The sequence below is a fragment of the Mucilaginibacter agri genome (assembly GCF_009928685.1).
Lineage (GTDB): Bacteria > Bacteroidota > Bacteroidia > Sphingobacteriales > Sphingobacteriaceae > Mucilaginibacter > Mucilaginibacter agri.
Window position 1 is genome coordinate 439,500 of sequence record NZ_WWEO01000044.1, and the last position, 19,195, is coordinate 458,694.

Below are 19,195 nucleotides of genomic sequence, written 5' to 3' on the forward strand. Positions count from 1 at the left end.
ATATTATTGTAAGTTGTTTATAAATATTCCAAAATCGCCAGCCGCGGCCGCTTTTAGCAGCACTGCCTGCCAAACATTATTGTAGGCAATATCGCGGTCTATCTGTGCACGGTTTAAATTAAACAAGGCTGTTGTAAAGTCTACAATGCTCGATAAACCGTTTCTGTAAAGCGTCCCCTTTTGTAAATAAGCATCGCTTGCCGCTTTTACACCAATAGGTGCCTCACGGTAATTCTTTAGTGAGTTATCAATTCGTGTTTCGGCTAATGCCTGTTGTGCCTGTAGTTGTTGGCTGATTAGATTATAATCGTCCTGGTATTGCAACGAAGTATACTTCTGCGATTTAACCTGGTAATGCGTTCTGAATAAGCTGGTAAAATTCCAGTTTACGCCGATGCCCAATAGGTAATTGAAGCGGGTTGGGTCAACGCCCGAACCGTAATTATCATTGTAAATATTAGGCGCGTTAGCAGTTACGCCCGGCGAGAAGCCCGAGCCCCTGCCTTGAAATGTGCCGAAGAAGCTAAATGTAGGCATAGCCATTTTGCCAAGGTATTTCGCCTGGTTATCGCTTACACGCACACGGCTTTGGTAATATTGTAGTAATGGATGATTCTCTAATGAAACAGTCGACTGGGGATTTGTGTTGGCAGGTACCCCGGTTACAAAAATACTATCGAGCACAAATTGCTGTGTTGGTTCGCCCAGATACTGTGCCAATTGGTTATTTCTGTCTTGTGCAGTTTGCTGCGCATTTACCAGTGCTATTTTGGCATTAGATACTTCCGAGTTGGCTAATGATGAATCTACGCCGGCATTTAAACCGTTGCTCACACGGGCAACAACAACACGGCGAAGTTCTTGAGCGCGGTCCAGGTTATCTTGCTGAGATTTTACGATGCGTTGCGCAGCCAATAAATTAAGATAGGCAGCAGCAATACGCACCTTGTGTTGAAATAATTCCTGATTGTAGTCATTTTGATCGCGGACTACAATATTTTTCTGAACGTTAATCCTTTCAACAGAACGTCCGAAGGCAAAAAAGTCCCAATCCACATTGGTAAGATAGAGAGCGCCAAAGGCGGCGTTCCAGTTTTGGCTTGCGAGAGCCGGGCCCGATGAGGCCACACTTCCTCCGCGGTAACCATAAAGGGGGCCGTTTGTACCATTAATGGTACCATAGTCTTGCTGACCGGAGAAATTTAAGTTAGGAAGATACTCGGTACGGGTTTCCGACAGGTAAGCTTTTGAAGCATTCAGCTGGTTAGCCTTTGCTTTGATGGCGGGATAATTATCCAAACCAATTTTTACTGCCTCCTGCATACTCAGCGTTTGCTGGGCATATCCGTTTACCGTAGCAAAAACACTAAATAATGATGTGATGCTATAGAAAGCAAATTTATTTAACATGGGGTAACGTATATGATATGTGCAAATCTAAATCTTAATGACTCCATATTTTGTAATAAACTTGTTTCTTGGCTACAATTATTACAATTACATTGTCACATTATGTATCTAATTACTCAATATTTCAGTTTCACATACTAATAAGTCATTATTTTATTGTGCGCTTGATAAACTTATAATAATAGTTAAATATTTATCAGACCCTTAGAATGCTTTCTGCTGCCTTTTTTCCACTAGTCAAAGCTGCTTCTACAGTACCCATTGATGGCCCTGAGTAAAGGTATTCCCCCGCAAAAAACAACTTATTGTCAATGGAATTATTTAGTACCTCTCTTGCTTTAACAGAGGTTGTTGTATCATAAGCATAGGAACCCCGCGTGTATTCATCGACCGTCCAGTTTACAACGTAGTGAGCAACCAACTTACTTTCTATCTCCTCATAACTGATCCCGAAAATATTGGACAATGCTTTTATAGCATACTCAAATAACTCCTCATCTGGTGCATGCTCATATTCTTTGGCAACCGGCCCGCCTAACCAGCCGGTTAAAATTGGCTGATGCTTGGGAACCTGTGTCCACCATGTAGGAATTCGTTCTTCGGAAAGTATAAATCCCATATTCGACAAATCATGCCCTCCTATTTGCTCCCAAAATACCTCATCAAACTTCAGCAACACCTTAACTATTGCGCCGAAGCCAATTTGTTGTAAAGCAAATTGATGCTCCTTAATCGACGGCTTAATTTCAATAGCACCCGGATTGCCGGCAGGCAATTGTAATATGCCTAACGGTAGTGCAATTAATACCTTATCGGCTTCGTAAACGCTTCCATTTATCGCTGTAACCGTGCCCGTGCTATGGTCTACACTTTTCACTGCCGATTCAAATTGAATCGCACCGCCATGATTTTCAATTTCCTTTACCAGATAATCGATCATAAGACCATAGCCGCCTTCTAACCTATGCTGCGCACCATTATCTTCGTTCTGCCATTCTTCGCGCAGGGCGAATGCGCTTGCCTTATCAGGGTTGGCGCTATCATAACCGGCAACAAATCTCAATACAGATTTCTTAAGCGGCTGATATTTTTCGTGGGGGAAATAATCCTGCAAAAAACTACTGATACTAAGATCCTCTTTCAGCTGATTAAGGCAATCCATTAGTTTATCCCAACCATCCATTTCCTCATCTCCCACCGAAAATTTGCCATCTCTAAAATGCCACATTTCGCCGCCAGCATGATTGTATTTAATACCAGCCTTATCTAATAGCTCCAGCGTTACGGGCAAATCACCATGTATAAATTCGGCACCTAATTCGATATGTCCCACCGCATCATCACTAACGGTATGAATTCGCCCACCGGCTCGATTTCGGGCTTCTAAAACAAGTACTTTTTTACCTGCCTGGGTTAACAAACGCGCCGCCATTAACCCGGCTGCACCTGCACCTATAATTATTATGTCAGCATTTTTCATAGAATGGAATACAGAATCAAGATAGCTGCAATATAGTTAGACAATTGTTTAAAATAATAAATGTACAGCGAACGTATGCGACAACAGACCGTTTAAAACAGACAAAAAAACAATAAAAAAAGCCGCCCTGAAAACTTCGGGACGGCTTGGTCTTAGAGAGATTGATTGATTTGGTTTTTATTTATTGGCCAAAGGGGCACTTAATGTTTGCTTGTCTATATTCCAGCCTTCTATTAATATCGTTGGAATTGTTGAGCCTAATTTGGCTATCGGGGCACTTACTGTAACGGTAATGCTTTCATGCGGTGCCAGTGTAAAGTAATTGGCCGACCAATAGCTTGGCATCACTTCCTCGCTGTTCTTCATCAACTGTGGTCGAACAAAGAATGCGATTTGATTACTATTATTACTCAGTTGTACCGTCCATTTGTTTTCGCTTACACCTTTGGTACCTTTTAATACTTTGGCAGCAACCTGTGTGCGTTTCATTTTATTAAAAGCGGTAAAATCGTTATCTGGCGACATCCAGTATACATTGTGCGATACTACTTTGCCTGCTGCATTTTTTAAGTTCAATACAACAAAGCTTACGCCTTTAATTCCGGCGAGAGCCTCTTTTAGTTTAATTACCGATTGAGTTCCTTCATTAGCCAAACCCAAATTATCCAGGTGGAATGATTTCAGCAATTTGGTGTCGGTAGTGTAGATCGCGGCATCAGCACTTAATCTGCCGGTTGCATAATGCGTACGGTTAATTATGGCTACTGTAGAATCATTTTGATTAAACTGTATATGCAGTGGCTCAACCGCGTTTTGCATTGCGTAGTAGCCAGCGTTAGGTTCCAGATACCAATCGTAAATTTGCCATATGACGCTTGGAAAAGCGGCATTCAGTTTCCATAACATTACGCCACCCGTTTGAGTCAGTTTTGAACCTGCGGCCTCGAATATGCCTTGATAACCTACAGCATTCATCAGCTGCATCTTGTCAGAGAACTCCACAATATCTGTTGGCTGGCCATAACGCTTAGCCATTATTTTATAATACTCATCATACTTACCTGCACCTGTTGCTGCATCATGGTATCCCCAACTGTTGTTCAAAGGAAACGGCAGGCTTTTATCCCAGGTTAGGTTAGTAATGATCTTTGGTAATGTAGTATATGGTGGCTGTGATGGGATACCAGTTTCATCCTTAAACACCCAGTCGTGTTGCAGGTCTGCCAATTTGTAATACTCCTTTGGATCCTTCCAATCATAAGGACCGCCGCTATAAACGCCCGCATCCATATTATCCGGCCACGATTTGTCCCAATCCTCTGGTAAATGTGCATGGCCCGATGAGCATGGTATAAATGGACGCGTACCATCCAACGCAATCACGTTGTTACGCATGGCATAGTAAAGTTCTTTACGGGCATGGCCTTCGTTACCGCCTGTCCAAACCAATAAGCTTGGATGGTTGCGTACACGTAATATCGTGCTAATAACATTCTTGATAAACACATTGCCTTCCAGCGGATAATCCGGCGAACCTTTAAACTCACCCTGCGTATCACCAGTGATCCAAAAGTCCGACCATACCATTTGGCCATATTTGTCGGCTGCATTCCAAAATGCATCGCCCGGCGTAACACCACCACCCCAGATACGTACCAGGTTAACGTTAGCATTACGGCACAGGTGCATTTCATAATCATAACGAGCCGAATCGCGGTTAAGCATCATATCGGGCACCCAAGCCCCCCCATTAAGATGCACACGCTGACCATTTACATAAAATTCGCGGCGCACATATTTATTTACGGTAGTGGCTTTTGAGCTTACCGTACGGATACCAAATACAAATGAAGTATCGTCAGACATGCCCTTCTCATCTGCATATTGCAAACGAATGCGATACAGGTTGGGCTTACCGTAACCATTAGGCCACCACAAATGTGGCTGCCGAATCATTAACTGAGCTACCTTATCACCGTTTAGCGCTACATCAGCATTTGAATTAGCACCAACTTTTACCGCTTGCGAAAACTGTACTGCACTACCGGTAAAGTTCTCGGGTTTTATGCTAACGGTTAATTTTCCACTTGCCGATGAAGTACTATGGTTAGCCAATTTAAGATTTAATGAAAGTTTGGCCACGCTAGTGTCAGGCAATTTAGGCAGGTCGGTGACCAATTTTGGCTGACTGATAGTTACGCCACCCGATGTGCGCAGAAACACCGGTTGCCAGATGCCCATATTACGGTCGCGCACTGGCGGGATCCAATCCCAACCGGCCGAACATAGCATAGTAACGTTTTTACCGATATCGCCTGTTGGACCGCCATTTAAATAGAATGGCCCCATGGCTTCCAATTGTTCTTTATCGGGGAACCCAGGAGAATCCAAAGGATATATTTTAACGGCTAGTACGTTTACCCCACCCGCATTAACCTGTTTACTGATATCCAGGCTATATTCGGCAAACATGCCAGCCATTTGGGTGGAGTCGGCAATTTGCTTACCGTTAACCCAAACGGCAGCGCGGTAGTTAATACCTTTAAATATCAATTGAAATGTACGCCCCTTATCGCCCGCTGGAACTTTAAAAGAGGTACGATACCAATATGGTTTTTTCCAGGGATTTTCGCCAGCTATATGGCTGTATTGCGCCAGGTTATATTGTTTGTTAAACTCGTCTGAAGCATCGGGAATCAACATATTATTAAGCCCCAGGTACGGATCGGGATAAACTTTGTTGGCTACCAAACCTGTCAATACAGTAGATGGTACCTTAACGGGCATCCAATATATCTTAGAACGATATTGCGGATCAGAGATCGCATTACCATCTTCACTAACTAATGAGGAAGACTGTAGTTGAAATTCTGATAGTTTAACTTGCTTAACAGGAGCGTTCTGCGCAAGCATTGTGCAAGGCAGCAGGTATCCCATAATTATACTCCCCAGGGCAGAAAGAATCCGTTTCTTCATTGTGATCAGCTATTTAAGCAAAACTACACAACAAGCGCAGTATGCTATTATATTGATTTACCTTTTTATGATATTAATTCCACTACTTTTTAGCGTTATTTCTCAATATAATAAGCGGTTCGGACATATCCCATTTGGGGGCAAAGCCTTTTTGGTTCAACAGTCCTCTTTCGCCGATCGAAAAGTTACCTAGTATAATATCGGGGGTACCGTTGTGATCAACATCATTTACATCCATGCAAATCCAGCGGCCATAATTTTGTACGGGGATCTGATGCGCTATATAGGCGTTTGGTTTACTCTGCTCGAGATACGTAAAACCTTCTTCGGGATGATATTTAAAATCGCTGAAAAAACCAATTGCTGCGATATCCAGGTCGCCGTCGCCATCAAAATCAGCAGCTATCGCTTTAGAACAACCATCCATGTGATAAAAATAGGTCTGCTTAAACTTCCAATTGCCTAAATTGGTGAAGATGTAAATACCATGATAAGGCTTTAATACTTTAGAGTAATCGCTGTTATCACCGCAGGTGTACAAGAGATCGAGCTTGCCATCATGATTAAAGTCAATCAATTGAAAGCTACTTGAGCCATAAATGGGCGGAAAACGCATTAATTGCTTCGCCTCAAAGCCACCTTTCTTGTTGTTTAAAAACATCCAGATGCCTTCGTCATTTTGCGCGAAAAGGCACATCACATCCATCCAGCCATCATTATTAAAATCTCCTTTTACCAATTGCGTACCGCCAGGTAAGCCTAGCATTAAATGCTTTTCATATTTCTTGCCGGGTTGTTGCTGTACATAATAAAGGCCTCCCCTGTCGTGACCAAAGCCACACACCACATAATCGGTAAGGCCATCTTTGTTAAAATCAGCCGTAACTGTCTGTACCGGCCTGGGCAGGCTATCGGTTATCACCAACGGAGGCTGCGGCTTTGCCATGCTTAAATTTAGTTCCTGAATTTTACCTTTTGATACGTCAATAGGTATCATGTTACCAATGGTAGTAAACACTCCGATATTGCCCTCGGGCCGTTTGGCAAACTCTACTCCTGTAACCGGCGAATCGAAGGTGTAAATTATGGATGATTTACCATCCGGTGTCCATCTGTATAAGTTATTTGCAGCATCAGCGCTATAAAGCTGATGATCGTCCGGGCTGACAGCCACCATCGTAGTCATCGCGGGGATTTGCTTCTTCACTTTTTTAGGGCGCACAAGGCTAAACATCGACCAATCTTTCAACGGAGCAACCGCAGGCTTAGGAATCACTAACGAGTCTGGTGCATTTTTTACATACCATTTCACAATCTCTGCCCACTCGGAAGTAGTCAGGGCAGATTTCTCATCCGAAAAAATCTGCCCCATGTATTCTTTTAGCTTAAGGCGTTTGGCCATAGCCGGAAGTATGCCCTGTTCCCAGCTTTTTTTATCAGCAAGCGCCGGTTCCGGCAACATGTGGCAGCTTACGCAATATTTTTTTGCCAGGGTATGCCCATCTAAAAGCTGGGCCTGGCTTTGTTCTTGATTACCACAACTATTAAAAGTTATAGCACCAACAACAGACAATCCTGCAACGACACTTAACTTTACGATTGCCGACTTAGAAATTTTGAACATATAGTAGTCCGGATGTTATTTTTTAATTTGATTTTCCAGGACAATTAACGGAATGCGTTCATTATTGTTAGTATTTAGATTACCTTCTATAGTTAAACCCTTGGAATAATTACCTAATATAATATCGGGTTTACCATCGGCATTGAAATCGCCCACATCCATACTCAACCAGCGGCCATATTTACTTACCGGTACGGCGTGCGGCTTAAAGTGCATTGCTTTATCCTGCTCAAAATACACAAAGCTTTCGGCCGGATCATTTTTTAAATCAGCAAAGAAAGCGCTGGTAGCAATATCCAGATCACCATCGCCATCAAAGTCGGCAGCAATAGCTTTTGTACAGCCATTAATGGGATAAAAATAACTTTCTTTAAAATTCCAGTCGCCAGTATTGGTGTAAATATATAAACCGTGATATGGTTTCAAGATACGTGAATCGCGATAGTTATAACCGGCGGTGTAGATCAGATCGGGCTTACCGTCATGATTAATATCCGTTAACTGGAAACTGGTTGAACCCATAACCGGCGGAAACTGCAGCAAAGTTTTTTCTGTGAAACCGCCTTTTTGATTGTTTAAAAACATAAACAGGCCTTCGTTACCCGTGCCAAACAGCGCCATAATGTCGGGCCAACCGTCGTTATTAAAATCGCCAACCACCGTTTGTACTGCGCCTGATACTGCTTTAACCACATTACGGGTGTAAGTATGATCGGCGTTTTGTTTCATCCATAATAAATACCCCTTGATATTTCCCTGTACTGCAATCACATAGTCAGTCAGACCATCTTTGTTAAAATCGCCCGATGAAGTTTGCAGGGGACGGGAAATATCCGATTCTATATCACTGATTGCAGGTTTACCGTTCAGGCCTATCTTAACCACACGCCCATTAGGATAATCCATTGGCTCTAATTGCCCTACACATGTTACTACACCCACGTATTTGCCATCAACACCTTTTTCAAAAGCCATATTTACAGCGGGTGATGGTAATTCTGCCATTACACTTGCCTTAAGATTCGCATCCCAGCTATAAAGTTTTCCGCTTAATACATCACCGCTATAAGCTTTATGTCCTACCGGATCAATTGCTACCATAGAGGTAAAAGACGTTTTTATATCAGCAATGGCTGTGGGCAGCTTTAAGGCAAAGCCTGCCCAGTCATTAATTAAACTATCTTCTCTTTTTTGGTTATCGAGCGTTACAGGAGCAGCTCTTTTGTAATAGGCCACCAGTGTTTCCCAGTCTTTCATGGAAATACCACTTGCGCTATCGCGCTTAAAATACCCATTGCCATATGACGATATCCCAACATACTTAGCCATACTTGGCAAGCTGTGGTATTGCCACACATCATTACTTAAATAATTTGCCGGCACTAATTTATGGCAACTGGTACAGTATTTTTTTGCAAGTTTTTGTCCATCTGTTATTGTATCGCCTGTTAGCTGGGCTGAATTAGTTCCAGATTTGCAGCCATTGAACAATACACTTCCCGATGCCAACAACACAAATGCCGACAAACCGAAGATGTACTTAGATGCAGTTGAAAGTTTCATTAAATTTATAGGGGTTAGTTTAATTAGTCAGTTTAAGTTTATTCCAGATGTACTCGCCAACCTCGTGACCTTGTTTAGCGGCCACATTTACACTATTCAGATAGTGGATTCCTCCATAGTAACGGCTTATCGAGGTTTCGTCGGATGCTTTGAGGAAGGAATCGAAATGGCGCTGCATACCTATGTAATGTAAGTCGCTGGTATCCTGAAAGGCGAAATTATCGCCAAACATGTGCGTTAATACAACAGCCGAAGCTCCGCTGATATCGCTATGCCCGCTTGGATACTCAGGAAATGGAGGCGTTTGCAGCAGCGGCAACCAACTATGGTCAAGCAAATCGTTAATAACCGTTACAGGGCGAATATAGTTGGTGGTGTATTTTTCCTGCCAGCAGCAAATAAAGGCATCGTATAACGCTATCGCTGTCAACGCATACGCCTGTGCCGTTTTAAGGGCACTAGCATGTGTTTTTTTACAAGCAATGGCCGTAATGCCTATCCAATGGCCTCCGGGTGTTATCTTTTTATTAGCATACATAATATGCCCATTGTGTTGTATAACAAAGGGGTTATCGTCCCAATAGCGGGCAATCAGTTCTTCTTCTTTGGTAAGATGGGTGCACTTGTTATACAGATCTACATTTTGTTTATAGTATTCGCTGTTTTTATCTGCGCTGTAAGCGGGTGGTGACGGTACCGGGAATTGAGACGATGAATCTATTGCAAAGGTTTTCATTGTACCCCAGCAAAATTCGACGCCATCAAGATAATCCGGGGGTGTAGGGCGCCATTTGCCCGGTTCGCGGCTTCCTAAAAAACGAGGCTTTCCGCGTGTTTGCGGATAATTATCAACCGCAGCGCGTTTCAATATCAACTTACCTATGGTATCGCCTAAAGCCACAGAACGAGCGTAGGTAGAGTCATCAAGATTGCTCTTAAACTTATCGTATACCGTAGCTTCGTACTTCTTAAGCGAATCTACCGAAAAGATTACTTTGTGGGCCACTGTAAAAAATGCCGTTGTTGCCGCCAGCGTATAATTATATGCTTTCCCCTTTTGCGGTTCTGGTGGCTTACCAAAACCCTTTAGCTGGGTAATGATTGAGGCATACTTAGGGTCTGAATATCGCATGGCCTCATACGAAGCCAACGAAGCGTAACCATAAATCCGGCTTGCTACAGGCGGGGTAAAAACGTCGTATATAATTACCTGTGTTAGCTGGTCTTCGTTTTGGTGTAATATTTCGGCATCATCAATTTTAACTGGCTTTTTTTTGCCTGGCGAGCAGCTAACAACAAAACAAGCAGCCAAAACAATACAGATTGCTTTAAATAATTTCCGGTTAAACATGGCTATTGATTTAAGTTAATACTTCGGCTTTTACCCTGACTGTTAGTTACCTGCACAGCCAACATATTACTTTCAATATTAAAGAATCTGCCCGACTGCGACAAGAAAGAAGAGCCATTATAAAACTCAAATCTGGCCGATTTACCATTTTTATATTTTACCACTGCAAACATATCCAGCGGTTCTATCTTCACCGTTTTTACGGGGCGTTTTAGTTCAAACAATTTCATGGCACCCAATCTTTGTGTAGCTGCCAGCATATAACTGCCCATAGCTCCACGCAGTTTAACCAATGACTTGCCATCGCCGGGAATATATATACCGCTTTGCATAATGCTTAAAGGTTGGAAGCCACCTTTGCCGTCGCCTTTTAGCATTAAGCCATTAAAGGCATCGTAACGGCCTGTAGTAACCTCGGTGCTGTAATCATTGCCGTTAATGGCTACATCAAGGTTTCCATCACCGTCAAAGTCGTCAACGGTTATACCGCATAGCTCGGACATCTGTGCCTGTATTGGCAATGGAATAGCCGTAAACTTACCACCACCATCATTTCTCAAATAGTACGATTGAAGATCATTTGCTTTAACTCTTACAGCTCCTTTACGCATTTCGGGAGTAAAAAACTCATCCATAGTGGCTGTTGCAAAACTCTTATAGTTCTGATAGCGAACACGTGTACTAATTACCTGTTTAATAACATCGTCGCGGGTATTGGCCGGAAACTCTTTCATATCTCCATTCTTATCCTTGAGATATACAGACGCAAAGGCATCGTAGCTTCCATTATGGTCAACATCGTTAGCGGTCATATATACCGGATATTGGTCGCTGGCCTTGTAAAACGTATTAAGACCTGTGTTACCTACAATATAGTCGATATCGCCGTCGTGGTCGAAGTCGCCCGCTGCTATGGTATTCCACCAACCCAATTTTTCGCTCAAACCTGTTTCTGCGGTAACATTCTTAAATACTCCTTTATCATTTTTCAGGAAAGTAACCGGCATCCATTCCCCTGCCAGCACCAAATCCGGCCAACCATCATTGTCAATATCGCTAAAAGTGGCGTCGCAGACCAAGCCTATATTTTTAAGATCTTTAGCTACTGTTGAACTAACATCGGTAAACTTAACATGCCCATTTTTACTGTCGTTACGCAAAATAATACTCGATACCGGTTTAGGGTAATTCCATGGGTCAACACGGCCGGATATAAAAAGGTCAAGATCGCCGTCTCTATCGTAGTCAACAGCTCTGACACATAGCTTACTGGTGAAGTTAGCCGGCATGGCAGATTGCTCTTCTGTAAAGTTTCCTTTCCCATTATTCAGATAAAAACGGTCGCGGTAATTTGGAGAGCCGGGCTGATTTTCATAACCGCCACTGGCAATGTATAAATCGAGATCGCCATCACCATCGGCGTCAAATAGCAACACACCTTCATCCTTCGAGTATTGCATCCCGGCATTTACAACAGGAACTAAATTCTTCTGGATAAATTTGCCGTTTGCTTGCTGCAATAAAATTTGTGCCGGATTTTTAGAATTTCCGCCAACTATCATATCGTCAAAACCATCACCATTTACATCGCCAACCGCTGTTGCGGGTGCATACTCCGATAATTTATGAGGCAGCAACTTTTGATAGTTAAAATCTACAAAATCTTCGTCTTTATGTTTATATGTTACATTTCTGGCACTGGTTACCTCGGTAAACATAGCGTGCCGATCTATAGCCGGGCGAGTAAAGGAATACGGAAGATTTGCATTCGCGATATTTACCTTCAACACTTGATCTGCTTTAACATTGGTTAATACCTGTTTTTTGAGATTCGGCCAGCGTATCACCACCGAATCTAACTTATCAACCTTACCCAAACCAAAATGGGCAATATCGGTGGTAGTTGAAAGATAGCCACGGTATGGCGTATTCTCATAAACCTGTTGCTTGCCATGGTCATAATAGATGTTTGCCCAGGCTCCGATACCGTTAATATTTTGCTTATCCCCCTCGAATTTTACATGCAAATAATGATGATCCACTTTGGTCTCGTCCTTATCACGTAAGGTATTTTTATACAACAGGGCCTCATCATTAATGTTATTAATGATCATATCCATGTCGCCATCTCCGTCCAAATCTGCATAAACAGCACCGTTTGAGAATGTTGGCACAGTTAATCCCCAATCTTTAGTAGCGTCGCTAAATTGGAGGTTCCCACCATTTTTAAACGCATAGTTCGGAATCTTCACTACCGGGATCTGATCCAACACTTGCTTTTTGGTTGCTATCTGAAATGCCTGGTTTCGGAAATTGGTAAAATCATGATCCGTTACATCGCGGGGATAACCATTAGTAATCACAATATCCCGGTAACCATCATTGTCAAAGTCGGTTATCAATGGACACCAGCTCCAGTCGGTTTGCGAAATGCCACTTAAAAAAGCTACCTCACTAAATACAGGTCTGCTCACAGAATCGCCCTCGCTCAAACCATATCCCTGGTTAAGCTGAAGTGTATTGCGGGGATACTGATATTGATAGCCATAATAATCAAAATTTTGATATACCTGATAAGCGTTCGGGCTCATGAACATCTTCTTGCGGTAGTTATCCTCAGGGTTCATGTCCAGTTCGAAAACGTCTGGCAGGCCATCGTTATTAATGTCGGCCACGTCCTGCCCCATCGAGCTGGCGGCCGTGTGTTTAAAATACAATTTCGACTCGTCTGTAAAAGTACCGTCGTTGTTGTTGATATATAATATATTGTTGCTCAAAAAGTCATTGGTTACATAAATGTCTTTCCAACCATCATTGTTAATGTCAGTTATACTGGTGGCGTGGCCATAACCTTCAATAGTTATACCTGCCTGTTTGGATACATCGGTAAATACCGGATGTTTTAAAGCAACATTCCAATCGTTGCGGAATAATTTGCCTGTACTGGCTTTGCTGCCATCTTTTATAATAGGTTTAAATGTGGTAGTGTTGTCATTCCTTTCCACGTCATTAACGCATAGATACATGTCCAAATCACCATCATTATCGTAGTCGAAGAAATAGGCCATTGTTGAATGAAGATGGGCATTAAGTCCATATTCGGCAGCCATTTCCTTAAAGGTAGGTACTCCTTGTTTATTGTTACCCTGGTTAATATACAGCAGGTTTATTCTTTTGGTAGAATCGCTCAACAGCGTATTACACACATAAATATCGGACCATCCATCGTTGTTAATATCCACAACAGCAACGCCCCTCGACCAACCACCTTTACCGGCAACGCCGGCCTGTGCAGTTACATCGTCAAATTTAAAATCACCTTTGTTAAGATAAAGTTTGCTTGGTACGGCATTTCCTGTAAAATACAGATCTGGTTTGCCGTCTTTATTAAAATCGCCTACACCTACGCCGCTGCCGTTGTAAATATTTACGTCGTCGAGCGGGTTGATAGAATCCGATTCGGTTACTTTGTTATTGAAGGTAATACCAGAATACGAAGAAGGGATTTGCTCAAAAAGTGTTGCCTTATGGCAAGAAAAAATAGAAGCAGCAAAAAGAAAGAAACCGAAATAGTAAAAAAGCCTCATCTGCAAATTCAACCTGTTACTTATGTTAAGAAAAAAGGCGGAAACATACGTTTCCGCCTTGAATATAATTTTAAAAGCTATTAATAACCAGGATTTTGTTTGATGTTACCATGAGTAACGTCAATCTGTCCTTGTGGTACAGGATATAGCTCATTTCTTCCTTGAGTAAATACAGCACCTTTAATCAATGCAATTGGGAAGTTAGGAACTGCATTTTCGTGTGCTAAGTAATCGTTGATTTGTTTAGCCATGAAACCGGTACCCATTGGGCCACCATAGATACCATCCCAACGTTGTAAATCGAAGAAACGGTGACCTTCCATACCTAACTCCAGACGACGCTCGAACTGAACCGCTGTACGTGCATAAGCTTTACCATTAGCAGTAAACTGACCAGTGTACAAACCTACTTTGTAGTTAGCAGCAGGTGTAGTAGTATAACCGCCAGTTGGATTGCTTGCATCCAGATAAGTATGTACCCAGCCAGTTGCATCGGCAGCACGTGCACGCACTTGGTTTACCAGTGCTTCAGCGTTAGCTAAGCTACCAATTTCAACCTCGCACTCAGCAGCCCATAGTATAACATCGGCATAACGGATAGCGTTGTAACTTACTGCAGTCGACTGGTTTGGAGCCCAACCACCGTAAGTATCTGAAGTGGTAGCCTGCGCAGCTTTATAGTAAGCATTCTTGATTGGCATGTAAGCGCCACCATCAGCCTGGTCACGAGCCCATGCAGCACCAGGGTTTAAACCCCAGTCAAGGTATGGAATACCACGACGACCTACAGACCAGTCTAAACGAGCATCAATTGGGGTTGTTCCATCTGGAGTAAATGCAGCATCAGCAGCAACACCCTGGTCATTTTTAAAATCTGAGTTATTGTAAGTATCAAATAAAGGTAAACCAGTTGTAGGATCAACTTTAAATGCGTTTACAAAGCTGAATGATGGCTGGTAGAAACCGCAGCAAGTAGCAGGACCACCTGAAGGGAAGTTTAACACATCACCACCGTTACCGTTGAAACCGTTAGAGTTATCATGTACAGATGATTGTACTACGAATACGCCTTCCGGACCGTTTTTAGTTAACGGGTTAAAGTTATCAGCATATTTACCCAGTTTGTATTTAGCACCGGCAGCGGTCATACCATTAGCCATTACATCGTTCAATACAGCCAAAGCCTCAGTATACTTATGATCGAACATATAAGCTTTAGCTAAAAATGCTTTAGCAGCCCATTTATTAGCACGACCAATTTGAGCCTGTTTATCTGGCAAAGCAGCTGCTGCAGCCAGGAAATCGGCCTCAATTTTATCCCAGATCGGGCCTGGGTTACCAATGTTGTAAGTACCGTTATCATAAGTAACAGTCTCATCAGCATAAGGTACGTTACGCCAGATCTTAGCAAGCTCCATTTCGTAGAAACCACGTAAAAAACGGGCTTCACCGGTTACCGTTGCAGCATAGGCAGCAGATACAGAACCATCTTTTACTTGTGGAAGCTCACGGATAACGTCATTGGCACGTTGTACTCCATTAAACATTACCAACCATTTTGGGTTAAGGTAACCGTTTACAGAACCTGCAGTGTGCGACTCGATTTGAGCAGCACCCGGCTGGTCACCCGGAGTTGAACCTTTGTGAGCGTCATCAGCACCTACACCACCAAATACCCAGTTATTTGTAGCTGAGGTCCATGGATCTGAAGGGCCGCCCTCGTATACACCATCCAGTAATGAATATGCACCGATTAAGATACCGTCAACACCTGCTTTATTTGCAAGTACGGTTGAGTTAAGTGTTCCGGAAGGTGTCTTTTCCAGAAAGTTTTTACAAGAGTTTGCAGTGACAAGCAGTGCTAAAGCCCCTGGAATTATTAATTTATAATTGAATTTTTTCATGACAATTTTTTCCTTTCAGTTGTTAAAAAGTTAATCTCGCGCCCAGTAAGAATAAACGTTGGTTGTTTGGATAGTTACCATAATCAATACCTGCGTTAGGAGTTGCACCACCTGCTACTGAGGTAGACGGCTGAATTTCAGGATCTAAACCAGTGTATTTTGTAACAGTGAAAAGGTTGGTTGCCTGAATGTAGATATTTAATTTATCAACACCAACGCGTTTTAATTGGTTAGCACCGAAAGTATAACCTAACTGCATTGTTTTAGCTTTAAAGAAAGATCCGTTCTCAACATAGTATGAGTTAGATTGCTGATCTGTACTGAATGAGCTTGTTAGTTCTGCTTTAGGTGTTTTAGGAGTTAAGTTAGTTGGAGACCAGGCATTGTTTAACAAATCATTGCTTTTGTTACCTGTTAAAGTACTGTAGAAATTAGTCCAGTATTTAATGTAGTTGTAATCTTTGTTACCTTGTGAGCCATAGAATACAGCTGTAAAGTCAAAGTGTTTGTAGTTTAACATTACGTTTAAACCGTAAGTAAAGTCAGGGCTAGGGTTACCAATGTTGGTACGGTCCTTATCTGTGATTTTACCATCGCCATCAATATCTGCAAATTTGAAACGGCCAGGAGCAGCATCAGTTTGAGTTGGAGAAGCAGCAACATCAGCAGCATCTCTGAAATAACCGATTTGTTTGTAACCGAAGAATGCACCAATTGGCTGGCCAAGTTGTTGACGAACTAAAGTACCTATACGGCTACCTTGTTGATCAAAACTTGCTTCAAGCGCGGTAATTTTGTTTTTATAAGCGCTGAAGTTACCGGTTAAGTTGTAAGTGAAATCACTACCTGCACGGCCATGATAAGTAAGTGCAGCTTCAAAACCTTTATTGGTTACAGTACCATTATTAACATATGGAGCAGCGCCACCACCAACTGTTGCTGGCAAAGTAACGTTTACCAACAGGTTGGTTGATTTTTTAACGAAATAGTCGAAGCTGATATCAAATTTGTTGTTTAAGATAGTAGCATCAAAACCACCATCGCTGATTTTATCAGTTTCCCAGGTAGTTTTAGTGTTACCCAACTGAGTATTGTAGAAACCTTGTTGAGAGCTGTTGATAGAACCATCAATAGCATAGTATGATTTACTTGGAGCAGCACCGAATAAGGTTAAGTTGTTTGAACCTGGTGTGTTAGCATTGTTACCTGCCTCACCGTAGCTACCACGGATCTTCAAATCATTTAACCAACTTACACCTTTCAAGAAATCTTCTTGCGAAATACGCCATGCTAAGTTAACAGCCGGGAAAGTACCCCATTTTCTGCCATCGGCAAATGCAGAGAAACCATCACGACGAACTGTTGCACCCAAGATGTATTTATCGTTAAAGATATAATCTAAACGGGCAAATACAGACTGAGTTGAAGTAGGCTGGAAGCTCACACCGCTATCTACAACTTTATTTGCAGTAGCTGCGGTTAAAGAAGCATAGTAAGGATCTGTTGAGAATAAGCTGTTACCAGAGCCGCTCATGATACGGTTCATGTTGTCTTTTTGCTCGTAACCAACAATTGCATTAATATTATGCTTGCCAATTATTTGTTTGTAATTGATAGTGTTACTCCAGTTGTAGTTGGTGAAATAACCAGAACCTTCACCTGTAGAGTTAGCTACAGCGTGGTTTTCACCGCTTTCGTAAGTGTTAGTAGCAATGTTTCTGTAGTAGTAAGTACTTGTACCACCAGCGATCATGGTTTTAGCGGTAAAGTATTTTAAGAAATCTGCCTCTAAATACGCTGAACCTTGTACGTTGAATGATTTTGATACGTTGTTTTTAGTTCTGTCCTGGCGAGCTACCGGGTTATTTGCGTTACCCAATTGAGCTGTACCAGCATAAGTACCACCGTAGTTACCACCGATATCATAAACCGGAATTTGTGGTTGGATACGGTAGATATAAGATGTAGAGTTACCCTCGTTGTTGTTATCACCAATGTTACCTGGTCTTTGGGTAACATAAGCCTGCAAGTTTTCACCTACACGAACGTGGTTTTTAACGTTGAAAACAGTGTTAACACGTGCCTGGTATCTTTTGTAGTAAGTATCTATTAATGTACCTTTTTGATCTAAATAACCTAAAGAGAAGTAATAGGCATTTTTATCATTAGCACCTTGTGCGGTAACAGTGTGGCTTTGTTGGAAAGCTGGTTTATACACTTCGTGGAACCAATCAGTACCTGCTTTGTTAAATTTCTGGATCAGATAGTCGTTACCAGGATTTTGAGCGTCAAACTTATATAAGTTCGGGTTTACAGCTGCAGCGCCTTCATTAGCATAACCTTTTGAAGACGGGCCTTGATAACCGTAATCATAAAACTGACCGTTTGCTTGTAATAAAGCGTTGGTTGGGTCAACCTGTTTTACCAATTGAGCATAGCCGGTACCATTAAGCAAATTAAATGGATTACCACCTAAAGGGCGTTGAGTACCAATGTAGCCATCGTAGCTAATGGTTGATTTACCTTGTTTACCTTTTTTAGTAGTGATTACCACAACACCGTTACCACCCGCAATACCGTAAATAGCCGCAGCACCCGCATCTTTCAATACGCTGATAGACTCGATATCGTTAGGGTTAAGATCGTTCATACTGTTAGTTTGAACTCCGTCAATAACGTACAATGGAGCATTGTTACCAAAGTTACTTATACCACGTACAGTTACGCTTGATGCTTCACCAGGACCACCCTGAGAAACAACCGTAACACCCGCAGCCTGACCTTGTAACAACTGATCTGAAGACGCAGTTGGTAATTGTTTAGCTGCAGTAACATCTACAGTAGCAACCGCACCGGCGATATCTTTTTTACGTTGAGAGGTGTAACCGGTAACTACAACCTCGTTTAGAGAATTGTTACCAACTACTAATGTAATAGGATAGTTTGGAGCGCCTGTTACTTTAACTTCCTGGGTTGTGTAACCCACATAGGTAACTACCAGTACCTGGCCCGAGGTGGCACTAAGGGTAAAATTACCGTTAACATCAGTTACAGTACCAATGGTTGTACCTTTAATGCGGATTGCCGCACCAACCACCGGTTGCTTGTCATCACTGCCAATTACTTTACCAGTGATCTTTGTTTGAGCTGTAACTGCCAATGAAGAGAGTATGCAGCATAGTAGCAAGCATAACACCCTTACCTTGAGGAGTAAACTTTTAAACATGAGATTGAGATTTTAGTTGATTAATTTAATTGATTTATTATTTGAGCTTATTTGTTGAGAGAGACAAAGCATCA

The 19,195-nt window shown here is 42.2% G+C and carries 9 protein-coding genes; all 9 read right to left on the reverse strand.

Translation table 11 applies throughout. The annotated features are described in order from the left end of the window. Positions 1-3 precede the first annotated feature (3 nt). The 9 genes from GSY63_RS18135 to GSY63_RS18175 all read right to left on the reverse strand — a co-directional run bounded on the left by GSY63_RS18135 (position 4) and on the right by GSY63_RS18175 (position 19,121). Positions 4-1,410 (reverse strand): TolC family protein, encoded by a 1,407-nt coding sequence (locus GSY63_RS18135; RefSeq protein ID WP_166587246.1) that lies wholly within the window; start codon positions 1,408-1,410, stop codon positions 4-6. Positions 1,411-1,606: 196 nt separating this feature from the next. Continuing rightward, entirely contained in the window at positions 1,607-2,890 is a 1,284-nt protein-coding gene (locus GSY63_RS18140) for a flavin monoamine oxidase family protein (protein WP_166587247.1), read from the reverse strand. Positions 2,891-3,067: 177 nt separating this feature from the next. Further along, a complete protein-coding gene (locus tag GSY63_RS18145) occupies positions 3,068-5,866 on the reverse strand; it encodes a glycoside hydrolase family 2 protein (RefSeq protein ID WP_166587248.1) in 2,799 nt (932 codons plus the stop codon). Positions 5,867-5,948: 82 nt separating this feature from the next. Continuing rightward, a complete protein-coding gene (locus GSY63_RS18150) occupies positions 5,949-7,490 on the reverse strand; it encodes an FG-GAP repeat domain-containing protein (protein WP_166587249.1) in 1,542 nt (513 codons plus the stop codon). A 15-nt stretch (positions 7,491-7,505) separates the two neighbouring features. Next, positions 7,506-9,053 (reverse strand): FG-GAP repeat domain-containing protein, encoded by a 1,548-nt coding sequence (locus GSY63_RS18155; protein WP_166587250.1) that lies wholly within the window; start codon positions 9,051-9,053, stop codon positions 7,506-7,508. A 19-nt stretch (positions 9,054-9,072) separates the two neighbouring features. Beyond that, on the reverse strand, positions 9,073-10,404 hold the full coding sequence (locus GSY63_RS18160; RefSeq protein WP_166587251.1) for a vanadium-dependent haloperoxidase: 1,332 nt from the start codon (positions 10,402-10,404) through the stop codon (positions 9,073-9,075). 2 nt (positions 10,405-10,406) lie between these two features. Further along, a complete protein-coding gene (locus GSY63_RS18165) occupies positions 10,407-13,991 on the reverse strand; it encodes a VCBS repeat-containing protein (RefSeq protein ID WP_166587252.1) in 3,585 nt (1,194 codons plus the stop codon). 80 nt (positions 13,992-14,071) lie between these two features. Continuing rightward, a complete protein-coding gene (locus GSY63_RS18170; RefSeq protein WP_166587253.1) occupies positions 14,072-15,895 on the reverse strand; it encodes a RagB/SusD family nutrient uptake outer membrane protein in 1,824 nt (607 codons plus the stop codon). Positions 15,896-15,917: 22 nt separating this feature from the next. Continuing rightward, a complete protein-coding gene (locus GSY63_RS18175) occupies positions 15,918-19,121 on the reverse strand; it encodes a SusC/RagA family TonB-linked outer membrane protein (RefSeq protein WP_166587254.1) in 3,204 nt (1,067 codons plus the stop codon). Between the last annotated feature and the right edge of the window lie 74 nt (positions 19,122-19,195).

What these genes read in the sequence shown, in the direction of transcription:
- GSY63_RS18135 (WP_166587246.1), bottom strand. Translation starts at nt 1,410, where the DNA reads ATGTTAAATAAATTTGCTTTCTATAGCATCACATCATTATTTAGTGTT.
- GSY63_RS18140 (WP_166587247.1), bottom strand. Translation starts at nt 2,890, where the DNA reads ATGAAAAATGCTGACATAATAATTATAGGTGCAGGTGCAGCCGGGTTA.
- GSY63_RS18145 (WP_166587248.1), bottom strand. Translation starts at nt 5,866, where the DNA reads ATGAAGAAACGGATTCTTTCTGCCCTGGGGAGTATAATTATGGGATAC.
- GSY63_RS18150 (WP_166587249.1), bottom strand. Translation starts at nt 7,490, where the DNA reads ATGTTCAAAATTTCTAAGTCGGCAATCGTAAAGTTAAGTGTCGTTGCA.
- GSY63_RS18155 (WP_166587250.1), bottom strand. Translation starts at nt 9,053, where the DNA reads ATGAAACTTTCAACTGCATCTAAGTACATCTTCGGTTTGTCGGCATTT.
- GSY63_RS18160 (WP_166587251.1), bottom strand. Translation starts at nt 10,404, where the DNA reads ATGTTTAACCGGAAATTATTTAAAGCAATCTGTATTGTTTTGGCTGCT.
- GSY63_RS18165 (WP_166587252.1), bottom strand. Translation starts at nt 13,991, where the DNA reads ATGAGGCTTTTTTACTATTTCGGTTTCTTTCTTTTTGCTGCTTCTATT.
- GSY63_RS18170 (WP_166587253.1), bottom strand. Translation starts at nt 15,895, where the DNA reads ATGAAAAAATTCAATTATAAATTAATAATTCCAGGGGCTTTAGCACTG.
- GSY63_RS18175 (WP_166587254.1), bottom strand. Translation starts at nt 19,121, where the DNA reads ATGTTTAAAAGTTTACTCCTCAAGGTAAGGGTGTTATGCTTGCTACTA.